9 protein-coding genes are annotated in these 13,157 nt (G+C 59.0%); 4 read left to right on the forward strand and 5 right to left on the reverse strand.

The window, feature by feature from the left end; genetic code table 11:
- Window positions 1-93: 93 nt before the first annotated feature.
- On the forward strand, window positions 94-1,947 hold the full coding sequence (locus BK667_RS12620) for a polyurethane esterase (RefSeq protein ID WP_123597792.1): 1,854 nt from the start codon (window positions 94-96) through the stop codon (window positions 1,945-1,947).
- A gap of 252 nt (window positions 1,948-2,199) precedes the next feature.
- On the opposite strand, the gene BK667_RS12625 is transcribed toward BK667_RS12620, so the two are convergent.
- The 3 genes from BK667_RS12625 to BK667_RS12635 form a co-directional block, all read right to left on the reverse strand.
- Window positions 2,200-2,466, reverse strand: a complete 267-nt coding sequence (locus tag BK667_RS12625) for a short-chain dehydrogenase (RefSeq protein ID WP_123508415.1) — start codon at window positions 2,464-2,466, stop codon at window positions 2,200-2,202.
- A complete protein-coding gene (locus BK667_RS12630) occupies window positions 2,463-2,747 on the reverse strand; it encodes a DUF3077 domain-containing protein (protein WP_123597793.1) in 285 nt (94 codons plus the stop codon). Before BK667_RS12630 ends, BK667_RS12625 begins: the two co-directional genes overlap by 4 nt.
- Window positions 2,748-3,170: 423 nt before the next feature.
- Entirely contained in the window at window positions 3,171-6,890 is a 3,720-nt protein-coding gene (locus BK667_RS12635; protein ID WP_123597794.1) for a hypothetical protein, read from the reverse strand.
- 701 nt (window positions 6,891-7,591) lie between these two features.
- Between BK667_RS12635 and BK667_RS12645 the strand changes: the two genes are divergently transcribed.
- Window positions 7,592-7,957, forward strand: coding sequence for a hypothetical protein (locus BK667_RS12645; RefSeq protein ID WP_123508410.1), 366 nt, complete (start codon window positions 7,592-7,594; stop codon window positions 7,955-7,957).
- Window positions 7,958-8,063: 106 nt separating this feature from the next.
- On the opposite strand, the gene BK667_RS12650 is transcribed toward BK667_RS12645, so the two are convergent.
- Window positions 8,064-8,288: a YgdI/YgdR family lipoprotein gene (locus tag BK667_RS12650; protein ID WP_054046026.1), complete on the reverse strand. Its 225-nt coding sequence runs from the start codon at window positions 8,286-8,288 to the stop codon at window positions 8,064-8,066.
- 200 nt (window positions 8,289-8,488) lie between these two features.
- Between BK667_RS12650 and BK667_RS12655 the strand changes: the two genes are divergently transcribed.
- Both BK667_RS12655 and BK667_RS12660 read left to right on the forward strand, forming a co-directional pair.
- The gene (locus tag BK667_RS12655) at window positions 8,489-10,156 is read left to right on the forward strand and encodes a VRR-NUC domain-containing protein (RefSeq protein ID WP_123597796.1); all 1,668 of its coding nucleotides are present in this window, start codon (window positions 8,489-8,491) and stop codon (window positions 10,154-10,156) included.
- Window positions 10,153-12,465, forward strand: coding sequence for an ATP-dependent DNA helicase (locus tag BK667_RS12660; RefSeq protein WP_123597797.1), 2,313 nt, complete (start codon window positions 10,153-10,155; stop codon window positions 12,463-12,465). The genes BK667_RS12655 and BK667_RS12660 overlap by 4 nt, the downstream gene beginning before the upstream one ends.
- On the opposite strand, the gene BK667_RS12665 is transcribed toward BK667_RS12660, so the two are convergent.
- Entirely contained in the window at window positions 12,371-13,144 is a 774-nt protein-coding gene (locus BK667_RS12665; protein ID WP_123597798.1) for a DJ-1/PfpI family protein, read from the reverse strand. The two genes, BK667_RS12660 and BK667_RS12665, sit on opposite strands and share 95 nt — an antisense overlap.
- Between the last annotated feature and the right edge of the window lie 13 nt (window positions 13,145-13,157).

Raw genomic sequence — 13,157 nt, forward strand, 5'->3', positions numbered from 1 at the left:
TGCATGCACTGAATGCTCCGGGGCGCCTCGTCAGTGAGGCGTCCTGGTTGTGAGCTATCTCTGACAACTCCAATAAAGAGAGAGGCAATTTCAATGGGTGTGTATGACTACAAGAACTTCAGCACAGCAGAATCCAAGGCGTTGTTCAGCGACGCCATGGCCATCACGCTGTACTCCTATCACAACCTCGATAACGGCTTTGCCGCTGGCTATCAGCACAACGGCTTCGGCCTCGGGCTGCCAGCGACGCTGATCACCGCGCTGGTCGGTGGCACCGATTCCCAAGGGGTGATTCCCGGCGTGCCGTGGAACCCGGATTCGGAAAAACTCGCACTGGAAGCCGTGAAAAAGGCCGGTTGGACGCCGATCACAGCCACGCAATTGGGCTATGACGGCAAGACCGATGCACGGGGAACCTTCTACGGTGAGAAGGCCGGGTTCACCAGCGCGCAGGTCGAGATCCTCGGCAAATACGACGCCCAGGGTCATCTCACCGAAGTCGGCGTGTCTTTCCGTGGCACCAGTGGCCCACGGGAAATTCTGATTGGTGATTCCATCGGCGATGCGATCAATGATCTGTTGGCCGCTTTGGGCCCCAAGGATTACGCGAAAAATTACGTCGGTGAAGCGTTCGGCAAACTGCTCGGCAATGTGGCGGCGTTTGCCAGTGCCAATGGTTTGTCCGGAAAGGACGTGCTGTTCAGCGGCCACAGCCTCGGCGGGCTGGCGGTCAACAGCGCGGCGGACCTGAGCACGGACAAGTGGGGCGGTTTCTACAAGGATTCGAACTACATCGCCTACGCCTCACCGACCCAAAGCAGCAACGACAAAGTGCTGAACGTCGGTTACGAAAACGACCCGGTATTCCGCGCCCTCGACGGCTCGACCTTCAACCTGGCGTCAGTCGGCGTGCACGACGCGGCCAAGGCATCGACCACCGACAACATCGTCAGCTTCAACGATCACTACGCCTCGACCGCGTGGAACGTGCTGCCGTTTTCCATTCTCAACATTCCGACCTGGATCTCGCACTTGCCGACTGCGTACGGCGATGGGATGAACCGGGTGATCGAGTCGAAGTTCTACGACCTCACCAGCAAAGACTCGACCATCGTCGTCGCCAACCTCTCGGACCCGGCGCGGGCCAACACCTGGGTCCAGGATCTGAACCGCAACGCCGAAACCCACAAGGGCAGCACCTTCATCATCGGCAGCGACGCCAACGACCTGATCCAGGGCGGCAAGGGCAACGACTACCTCGAAGGCCGGGACGGCAACGACACCTTCCGCGACGGCGGCGGTTACAACATCGTGCTCGGCGGCAAGGGCAGCAACGTGCTGGATTTGCAGCAGTCGGTGAAGAACTTCGTGTTCGCCAATGACGGCGTCGGCAACCTCTACGTGAAGGACGCCAACGGCGGGATCAGCATCACCCGCGACATCGGCAACATCCTCACTAAGGAACCGGCGTTCCTGTGGGGCGTGTTCAAGGACGACGTGACCCACAGCGTCACGGCGGATGGCCTGAAAGTCGGCAACAACATCACCCAATACGCCTCGACGGTGAAGGGCGGCGCGGGGGCTGACACGCTGACGGCACATGCCACGGGTGACTGGTTGTTTGGCCTGGACGGCAACGACCATTTGATCGGCGGCAAGGGCAACGACGTATTCGTCGGCGGCGCCGGCAATGACCTGATGGAGTCGGGGGGCGGGATCAATACGTTCCTGTTCACTGGCGGGTTTGGCCAGGACAAGGTGATTGGGTATCAGGCCAGCGACAAACTGGTGTTCCTCGGGGTTCAGGGCGTTACGCCCGACGATAACTTCCGCGCCCACGCCACGACGGTCGGGCATGACACCGTGCTGACGTTTGGCGGGGATTCGGTGACGTTGGTGGGGGTTGGGCTGGAGAGTTTGTCCGGCTCAGGGATCGTCATCGCCTGATAAGGCCTCTTCGCGAGCAGGCTCGCTCCTACAGGGAAATGCACAGGGAAATGCATTCCAATGTGGGAGCGGGCTTGCTCGCGAAAGCGGTGGGTCAGTCAACCTCTATGCTGACTGTGAAATCGCCTTCGCGAGCAAGCTTTGCTCCTACAGGATTGGCGTCGCTCCACGGTATAGCGGCCGACAAAAATCCCCTGTAGGAGCAAGGCTTGCCCGCGATGAGGCCGCCCCATTCAACATCAAATCAAGCCGTCAAACCCGAGCCCGAATCCGCCGCCCCAACACATCCATCACATCACACCCATCCCTCAACAACATCGCCGCCGCCTGCGCCAATTGCTGCACATCGGCGCCCTTGGCCTGGCTGATATCCAGGCTGGCCAGACTCTCCATCATCTGCGTCCCCGCCAGAAAACGGCCGGCAGCGCTGTCGTGCAACACATCCAGCGGCGCCTCGGTCGCGACCATCAGCACCGGCGTATCGCTGTCATTGCTGGTCATCGGCATATGCGCATTCATGCTTCACCTCCCGCTTCGGCCGCATGCAAACCGCCGATCGAAGCCTGAACAATCGAGCGCGCAGTGCCGAGCATTTGTTGGCTGGCCCAGCGCATGGATGCACCGTGTTCCGGGCGGGTGGCGGTGGGGGCTTGATGGGCGAGGGCTTCGGCGCAGCTGAGGTAGACCGAGGCGTGTTCCAGGGCGTCGAGAAGCGGGATATCGGGTTGTACGGCGAAGAGGTGGTGATCGACGTGATCGCAGGGGGAAAAAGGGGTGGATTTTGTGGTTGCTTGCGTCATAAGCGAGGTATCTCTTTTAGATTAAAAAGAGCTGCCACGAAATCGCCGTCAAACGAATTGGGTGGCAACTGTGCGCAGGTTGACGGACCGGTCCTCACTAACCCGGCGCATCCGAAGATGCCCCACGCACAGTCGCCATATGCAATGACCGGGCACACAAGTGCACGAGCAGAGAAAGGCTGAGCGCGTAGTAAGGAAGTCCAGGCCGTCAAACCCGATCACGAATGAGTCGTGACGGGCGTGAGGATAGGGAGCCAGGGCAGGGCAGTCAACCCGGCGCAACGCCTGAAACAGCTGCTTTTCCCGTAGGCAACTTCCGCACCCGGCCACACCCCGTAGGCGCAGCTTCGTTTCACTCGACAGCTCCTACAAGGGGCGTGGGTCTCTAAAAATACATGCGTCCCCGTTTTGCAATTTTTTTGCTCAAAATCCTTGAATTACCTCAATAGTATCAATGGGCGTACGGGCTATATAAACGCGACTGCTATCCGCGCTAACGGCAATGCCATATGCAGCGCTACTGCCATCTATCTGATGAATAACTCGCTGAGTCATTACGTCAATTACCGTTATTAGTCTGTATGATTCGTGGGAGATATAAGCGCACGCCCCGTCCGGGCTAAATGCGATATAACTTGGTCGGTACGAAACAGGTATATTTTTAACTGCTTGATTTGAAGCGGTGCTAATCACTGTAACTGAACCCTCATTGTAGTGGCAGACATAAACAAAAGCTCCATTAGGACTCATCGCAAGGGAAGTGTTCCCTGGTGTTGGAATGCTTTTCAATACTGTGTGCGTGCGCGTATCTATGACATCTATGTCGTTGTGGTTATCGCTTCTGGTATAGAGCGAGTTGCCGTCGGGGCTGATGATAATTTTCACGGGGAGCCGAACGGTACTGATGAAAGACAACTTCTGAAGTGTTGCTGCGTCAATTACTGCGATTTGGTAACCCTCGGGATCATTGCAGCCAACATAAATTCTTTTGCTATCAGGACTAATAGCAATGCCTATACCGTAACGCACGGGTAGACGTCCTATAACTGTATTACTGGTTGTATCGGCTACAGCTGGTTGGTTATCATTGCTACAGGTTAGATAAAGACGTCCGCCATCTGGGCTAATAGCTAGGACTCTAGGATTAGAAGCAATTGGCATATTGAATCTTGCTACTTCCAATAATGTCGTAGCATCTGCTACGACGATTATACTGCTATAAGTTTCTCGGCAATAAAGACGAGTGCCGTCCGGGCTGATTAAAATGTCGCCTGCTCGAACGGCAATAGTACCTAGTGGTGGCTGCGCAGTGATGATTAGATCGGACTCGGTTATAACTGAAGAGCTGCTCGCTATCAATTTATATTCCCCTGTGTCCATGTTTGCCTTCACGCCGCTGATAACAACAGTGCCGTCACTATCTGTCTTGAACCCACGTGCTCCGTTCCCACCATCAGCATATTTGAACTGCGCGGGCAACGTCAGCGTTACTTCGCCGTTGGCAACTGGTGTGTTGTTTAAGTCGTGCAGGCTAAGTTGGATGTTCTTGACGCGGCCCATCGGTGCAACTACATACGGTCCATTAATAAACTCCAGTTTAATCGCCGCAACCGCTTTGACGGTATATATGCGTACCGGAAACCTAACCGCCGACGCTCTATCCGCCACCTTGTCAAAGTTGACCATAAACGTAACGGTCAACTCCGAACCGTCCTTCAACGTCCTCAACCAATCAATAGGTGCCGGTGTTTCCAGTCCGGCCGAAGGGATGTGAGCCGGACCTTCCCAAATGATCAACTCATCCTCGGCACCATTCTCTTTTGTTCCTTTCAGACTCAGCCACACCCGTTGACCGCTGAGTTGCAACAGCCATTCGTTTACGGCCAGTTTCTCATCACCCTTCAGCCCGGCGACGTTCAGATCCCTTTCCGTCACTCCCGCGATGGTTGGCGTTGGTAAATCAGCGCTTTGATCCGGAATGTTGAGCACGTTCAAACGCAACGGGAGCGAAGGTTGGGCGGGGTCACTGCCGCGCGTGACGCTATACGTTACGGTCACGGTGGTTCCCAGACAAAACGCTACCAGCGAGTTCGGCAACGGCACGTCTTTCGGGCTCACTGTCACAATATCGATCGAGGTTGTGGTGTGAGAACCTTCGGCCGGTCTGCCAGCAGCGGCAGCCCAGGTGACGGTAATCTTGTCGCCGACCTGCATGTCGTCGTAGTCCACGACAGCAGTCAGAACATCTTTGGCAGCCACTGGATTTAGCGTGGTGCCAGGCGCTTCCTTGATCTCCGGCGCCTTCAACTCCAGTTGCACGCCGCCCACACTCCACACCCGCGCCATCGAAAACCGCGTCACTTCCCCCGTGCGTTTACGGTAGTAATCCACTGTCACCGTGCCATTGAGGTTGGGGTGGATATGCTCTGGCCTGACAAAAAACGGTACCGGTTTGCCGGCGGTCTGGTTGGTCAGCGGAATTTCGTATAGCGGATGAGCCCCGGTGACCGATCCGGTCCAGCGCAGGCCGACGGTGTCGCCGGCGCGGGTGTCGGAGGGTAGGTTGAACGGCGCGATCACGTTGGCGCCGTTCGGGGTGTTTTCCGGCAGTAGCACGTCGCCGTCGGCTTCGGTGATTTCCGGTTGTTTGAAATCGGGCAGGGCCACGCCGACGCTGAGTTCCAGCGGCAACGAGTCGCGCTCGCTGCGCACCGCCAGGTCGTCGTTGGCCACCACGTAGTAAATCTTCAGCGTGCCGCCTTGCAGCGGCGCAATTTGGTTGCCGGGCAGGTCGCGGGTGATGGCGGCCTTGCCGTCGCTGTCGGCGACGATGATGGTGATCGGGTAATACGTCTCGCCACCGCCGGGACGCCGGCCCTGGCAATGCACGGTGATCAGGTCCCCGGTTTTTCGGCCTTCAAAGTACGGCACGGAAATCGTCGCGTAAGGCGAATCCGGCGGCAGGGTGCCGCCGGGTGCTTGCGCCACGCTCGGGGCAGGTAAACGGCTGATATCGCCTTGCACGCTGACGCTGGCGGTTTTCGACGGGCGATCCGTTTCGCCGCTGCGCACCCGCACGTAGGACACCGTGGCGAAGCCTTGGGCGATGGCTTTGACGGCGGCGTTGGGGATGGTGAAGTCGAGCTGAAACGGCACGAAGTCCACCAACTCTTGCAACGGCCCGACAATGATCGGCGAGCCTTGGGCGGGCGTACCGGTCCAGGTGAGCCGGACAGTGTCGCCCACCGCGAAGTCTGCGGTGGTGGTGTAGACCCGCACCACGACATCGTCGTCGCCCAACTGGTCGAGATCGATGCTGTTGGTGGGTCTGTTGTTGACCAGAACCAGCGGCGCATCCAGCCGATTCCCCCCCAGATCCACCAGCACATAACTGAAGGGCGCCCACGGATCACGTTCATCCGGGTAGTTACCGACGCAGTCGATCACCTGATACGTCACCACCACCCGCGAGCCATCGCCGGCCTTTTCGATCACATCGCGGGTGAAGGTGATCACGATAGGGTTGTTCACCGGGTCATCGACCTGTTCCTGGGTCACCGGATAGTGCATCACCTCCTGACTGCCCCAACGACAGACGATGCGGTCGAACGCCGTCATGTTTTCATACGGCTCAATCCGCAACTGCACACCGCGATCCGCCATATCGGCATCGACACCGCCGGAGATGTCCGTCAGGAAGGTGTAGCGAAAGCCCGAATGCCCCGGCTCGGGGCTGTCGTCGTAACCGCCGGGGCGGGTGGTCTTGACCAGATAGGTTTCCTTCGGCTCCGAGTCTTCCGGTCCTTGACTGCGGCGTCTCACCCGATAAAAAACCGGCATCGCGTCACCTTCCAGCACTTGACTGCGCGGCACCCAAAGCACCACTTGCTGGTTCACTTCATGGTCAAACTGGATGGATTTGCTGGCGGCTGGCGAGGTGAGGCTGTGCCAGAACAGTTCAACCTCATCGCCGATGCCCATCACACCCCAGGGGGAGATGATGCATTGCAGGTTGCCTTCAAGGGCACGAATCGGGATGCCGCCGGCGTAGTGCCGAGGGTCGATCAGGTCAGTGCCGGACGGGAAGTAGGGCGGGCGCAGGGCGAGGGTGGAATCGGATTCAAGTGCAGGTAACCGGGTCATGGGAAGGCTCCTTTGCCGCAGGACGGGCATTGGTGCTATCACACGAAAAATGATGGGGTATTGGCTACTGTCAGATCTGACAGTGGCGACGGGTGGTCGATGTACAAACCCTGTGGGAGCGAGCCTGCTCGCGAAAGCGGTGGGTCAGCCACCTTCAATGTTGAATGTGAAACCGCCATCGCGAGCAGGCTCACTCCCACAGGGATTGGTGCCGAACACGGATTTTGTGTTCACCGAAGATCCCCTGTGGGAGCGAGCCTGGTCGCGAAAGCGGTGGGTCAGTCACCTCAATCATGAATGTGAAACCGCCATCGCGAGCAGGCTCACTCCCACAGGGATTGGTGCCGAACACGGATTTTGTGTTCACCGAAGATCCCCTGTGGGAGCGAGCTTGCTCGCGAAAGCGGTGGGTCAGCCACCTTCGATGTTGAATGTGAAACCGCCATCGCGAGCAGGCTCACTCCCACAGGGATTGGTGCCGAACACGGATTTTGTGTTCACCGAAGATCCCCTGTGGGAGCGAGCTTGCTCGCGATGAACGATAACGCGTTAAACCTGGCCATCACCCGTGACTTGAAGGTCACAACAGGACTCAAACACCTGCACCAACAGGAACCGGCATTAAAGCATCCGCTCGCTTCTGCGTTATTTCTGTAACGCACCAGCGGCATGCCGCCATTGAGTACAGGAGATTCAGCAACGTGAGTAACAGCAAGAGGGTTGTCTTGGGGTTGGCTTTGGCCGTGTTATCGGCGAACGCTGCTGCAGAATTGCCTCACAACTCGATTTTGAGCCGTTATGGCATGACGCCCGATGAGTTGCCGAAACCGGCAGTGATCGAAACCCAAGAACCTGTCGACGAGAAAAGTCGCTTTCATATCGAGCCGGAGCAGCCTTGGGCGACGATCCGGATCGGTGACGGGAAGAAACCGCAAGTGACCGGCAATATCAGTATCGATAATTCAGTGCAGCAGGAATATGACCGGTGCCAGAAGCTGCGGGCGGAGATGATCAAGCGCGGGGAGCGTTATGTTGTCTGCGATACCAGCATTCCGGGGATGCCGTGATTTTGCAGCGTCTGTGAGGGCCTCTTCGCGAGCAAGCCCGCTCCCACATTTGGAATGCATTCACCTGTGGGAGCGAGGCTTGCCCGCGAAGAACGATAACGCGGTCTCAATCTTCCTTGCGAACCGTCGCCACATCATTGGCATTGACCTTCACTTTCGCCCCGGAAATATCTTCGAATTCATAGAAGCCGTCCTTGGTTTTGGTTTTCGGCATGTCCTTGGTCAAATACTGGGTGCCGTTCTGCAAGGTCACCACCGTTGGCGTCGAGCAACCGGCCAGGGCCAGGAAGGCGGCTACTGCCAGGGGCAGGCCCAGGGTTTTGATATTCATACACACCTCTCATGATGCTGAAAAAATCAGTGTGACTGCGTTCAGTCATCACTGTTGCTCTATGGCGATTGGTGCCATGGATCGGCAGAAAGTTCGATGGTCACCTGAAAAATGCTGGATTAGCCGCGCCGCCCATCTTTTTCCGTTTGCGCCGGCCGGGCATGGCTGGTATCTGTACGCATAACCAGTACTCGCTCGCCATGGCCCTTTTTCCTGTGACTGCAAACCCGCTCGACGATCCGTTCTATTACCTGAACAACTTTATGCAAGTGCTTGATTGGCTTGAGCATCGCTATGCCGATGTGTTGAGTCCGCAAGAACAGCATTTCATTCTTGAGTTCAACCGGCTGCCCCGTGAATCCCGGGCACTGCTGGTGCGGATGGTGATGCGCAAGGGTCTGCATTTCAGGGCTGGCAAGCTGCATTACGTTGAGATCGGCGATATTGCCAGTGCAGCCTGCCCATTGCTGGAACTGGGCTGGATCGATGAGCAGGCGCCGTTATTAATAGAAGAACTGTTCGACGTACTGCTCAAGGCCGAGATTCTCCAATGCCTGGGCCATGCCATCGAGCAGCCTAAAGGCAAAAAGACCGATTGGCTGCCGCTGCTGGGTGAGCAGTTTCCCGAATCCCGCAGTTTCCAGCAGTGGTGCCCGACGCTGGATGACCGCTTGTTCAGCCTGACCATCATGGGCCTGTGCGACCGGTTGCGCTTGATGTTCTTCGGCAATCTTTACCAGGACTGGTCGGAGTTTGTGCTGGCTGACCTCGGTATCTACACCTATGAAAAAGTCGAGTTCTGCGATGATTCTCGCGGCCTGCGCAGCCGTGAGGACGTGGACGCCTGTGTGTTCTTGCACGAGTGTCAGCAGCGCTTCGAGGCTGGTGAAGCGGTGGCGGATGTTGTCGGGCAGATCAACGCATTGGCGCTGAGCAATCCGTGGCTGCAACGCCGTCGCGGCAAGCTGCTGTTCCAGATCGGCCAGCACTGCGAACGCATCGCCGATTTCTCCACGGCGTTGGGCATTTACCGCGAATGTGGGTATCCCGGCGCGCGCCTGCGTTTGATTCGAGTGTTGGAGCGTTGCACTGAATACGCGTTGGCACTGGAACTGGCGATCATCGCCGAGCTATCGCCGCAAAGCGCCACCGAACAACAGCAGTTGCTCCGTGTGCTGCCGAGGCTGCGGCGCAAACTGGGCGGGCCGCCGATCAAACGCGCAGGTCCCCGGGTCATGGAACGCCTGGACCTGCAACTGCCCCGCACCGATCTGGCGCTGTCGGTGGAGTATTACGTGCAGGCGCACCTGGCCGAAGAGTCGGCGCCGGTGCATTACGTCGAGAACAGTCTGATCAATTCGCTGTTCGGCTTGCTCTGCTGGCCGGCGATTTTCGCGCCGTTGCCGGGGGCGTTTTTCCACCCGTTCCAGCGCGGGCCGGTGGACTTGCTCAATGAAGACTTTCACGCTCGCCGAGCCGAATGGTTCCAGGCCTGCCTCGCCGAGCTGGATGACGGACGCTACCGCCAGACGATCCGCGAGCGTTATCTGGCCAAGTGGGGCGTGCAGTCGCCGTTCGTGTTCTGGGGCGCGCTGAGCGAAGAACTGCTCGATCAAGCGCTGGACTGCCTGCCGGCCGAACACCTCAAGCACTGGTTCAATCGCCTGCTGCTGGACATCAAGGCCAATCGCGCCGGGATGCCGGACCTGATCCAGTTCTGGCCGCACAACAAGACCTACCGCATGATCGAGGTCAAAGGCCCCGGCGACCGCCTGCAAGATAACCAATTGCGCTGGCTGGAGTTCTGCCACGAACACCAGATGCCGATTGCGGTGTGCTACGTGCAATGGGCGGAGCAGAGCGCTTGAGCTACAGCATCGCGGTGCGGGCGCTGTGTGAGTTCACCGCCAAGGTCGGTGACCTGAACCTGCGCTTCACTCCATCGCCGACCGCGCTGGAAGGCATCGTCGGCCATCGCACGGTCGCGTCCCGCCGCAGCGACAGCTACCAAAGCGAAGTGGCGCTGGAAGGGCTGTATCAAACGCTGAAGGTCAGGGGCAGGGCGGACGGTTACGATCCTGCGCAAAACTGCCTGGAGGAAGTCAAAACCTATCGCGGCGACCTGAGCAAACAACCCGCCAACCACCGCCAATTGCACTGGGCCCAGGCCAAGGTCTACGGCTGGCTGATGTGCCAGAAGCTGCAATTGGCGCAAATCAATCTGGCGCTGGTGTATTTCGACATCGTCAGCGAGAAAGAAACCTGTCTGGTCGAGGGCTTCAGCGCCGCTGAGCTGGGGGCGTTCTTCGAGCACCATTGTCGATTGTTCCTGCATTGGGCCGAGCAGGAAATGGCTCATCGCGACGCCCGCAACCAAGCGGCGCAGGGCTTGACGTTTCCCCACGCCGGGTTTCGTCCGGGGCAACGGCATCTGGCTGAGTCAGTGTTCAAGGCTGTCAGCACCGGTCGCTGCCTGATGGCGCAGGCGCCCACCGGGATCGGCAAGACCGTTGGCACGTTGTTCCCGATGCTCAAGGCGTTGGCGCCGCAGCAACTGGACAAGGTGTTCTTCCTCACGGCGAAAACCCCGGGGCGCAAACTGGCACTGGACGCCGCGCAGGTGATCCTCGACAGCGCCGACGCGCCACCGTTGCGAGTGCTGGAAATGATCGCCCGGGACAAGGCCTGTGAGCACCCGGACAAAGCCTGCCACGGCGAATCCTGCCCGTTGGCCCAGGGCTTCTACGATCGTTTGCCCGCCGCGCGCCAGGCAGCCAGTCAGTTGAGCCTGTTGAACCAGAGCGCCTTGCGTGACGTCGCGCTGGAGCACAACGTTTGCCCGTATTACCTGAGTCAGGAAATGGCGCGCTGGGCGGACGTGGTGGTCGCTGACTACAACTATTATTTCGACTTCAGTGCCTTGCTGTTCGGACTGGCCCAGGCCAATAACTGGCGGGTTGCGGTGCTGGTGGACGAAGCCCACAACCTGGTGGAGCGCGGCCGGCAGATGTACAGCGCCAGCCTCGACCAGGCGACCCTCAACGTCGTGCGCAAAACCGCGCCGCAGCCGCTGAAGAAATCCTTGCAGCGGGTCAACCGTGAATGGAACGCCTTGCATGACCTGCAACTCAGCCCCTATCAAGCCTACGACAAGGGCCCGGAAAAACTGCTCCAGGCCTTGTCATCGTGCAGCGCGAGCATCGGCGACTACCTCAACGATCATCCCCAGGGCCTGGACAGCGCCTTACAGAATTTCTACTTCGACATCTTGCAGTTTGGCCGGGTGGCGGAGCTGTTCGATGAGCAGTTTCTGTTCGACATCAGCAAGCGCGACCTGGAGCGTAAACGCAATCTGTCACAGCTGTGCCTGCGCAACGTGGTGCCCGCCGGGTTCATCCGCCCGCGCCTGACGGCGGCGCGCAGTACCGTGCTGTTTTCCGCGACCCTGAGCCCCCGGCATTACTATGCGGACCTGTTGGGCACACCGGCGAATACGGTGTGGATCGATGTGGAGTCGCCCTTTCACGCGGACCAGTTGCAGGTCAGCATTGTCAGCCAGATTTCGACCCGGTTCGTTCACCGTCAGGCGTCCCTTGAGCCGATTGTCGAGCTGATCGCCCGGCAGTTCACCGAGCGCCCTGGTAACTACCTGGCGTTTTTCAGCAGCTTCGATTATCTGCAACAAGTGGCGCAGTTACTGGCCGAGCGGCATCCGCACATTACGTTGTGGTCGCAGTCCCGGGGTATGGCCGAACGTCAGCGCCAGGACTTCCTCGACCAATTCACCGCTCACAGCCAGGGCGTCGGCTTCGCGGTACTGGGCGGGGCATTCGGCGAAGGCATCGACTTGCCCGGCGCCCGACTGATCGGCGCTTTCATTGCGACCCTGGGGCTGGCGCAACTGAACCCGGTCAACGAACAAATGAAACACCGCATGGCGGCGATTTTCGGCGCCGGTTATGACTACACCTACCTGTACCCCGGCGTGCAGAAAGTCGTGCAGGCCGCCGGCCGGGTGATCCGCACCCAGCAGGATCAGGGCGTGGTGATGCTGATCGATGACCGGTTTGGCGACAGCAAGGTCAAGCAGTTGCTGCCGCGTTGGTGGTCTGTTCGCTCAGCATCCGCACCCATTCAGTTGCAAAGCGATGACAGTCGCCTGGCCAGCGAGCGGTGAGCAATTGGCCGTCGCGAACCACAAAGCCGCGTTCCGGCTTGTCCGCCGAATCGCGTTTGGACAACCACGGGCCGCGCTGGAAATCCGCCGGTTGGCGCAGGGCGGCGCGGACTTCGTATTCGACGGTTTGCCAATAAGTCCGGTAATAGCGCCCCAGCCACAGCCCGGTGAGCAGCCAGGCCGGTTGCTCCATGGTGCTGGCCACCAGCGCCGTGACCTTATGCCCATCCAGCACCGGACGCCCGGTGTCAGGGTCAAGTGTGCGGGCCAGCAACAACACGCCGTGGCAGACCGCGGCCACCGGTTTATCGGTCTTGAAAAAGTGCCGGGCAATGCGCCGGGCCTGCCCGGACTCCAGCAGGCTGCGCATGCCCTTGGCGTGACCACCGGGAATCAGCAGCCCGCTGAATTGCGCCGGGTCGACATCGGCGTAGGCCAAGGGCTGGCGAAATCCTTCGTCCTCGATCATGCGGGCGTAACTGGCAAGATCGGGTTTGCGTGTCATCAACACCGGGTTCAACAGGCCAAAGCCGCCGTCCACCAGGCGCGGATCGGCGTAGGCGGGCAAGCCCTCGGGCGTGGCGAAACGCACCTCGATCCCGGCCTGGCGCATGGCTTGCCAGGGCACGCTGCTTTCAGTCGGATCGTAATCGCGGGTCGGCAACAGAATCAGAATCATCGAGGGAGTTTTC

It is taken from the genome of Pseudomonas frederiksbergensis, assembly GCF_003732705.1.
GTDB lineage: Bacteria > Pseudomonadota > Gammaproteobacteria > Pseudomonadales > Pseudomonadaceae > Aquipseudomonas > Aquipseudomonas frederiksbergensis_F.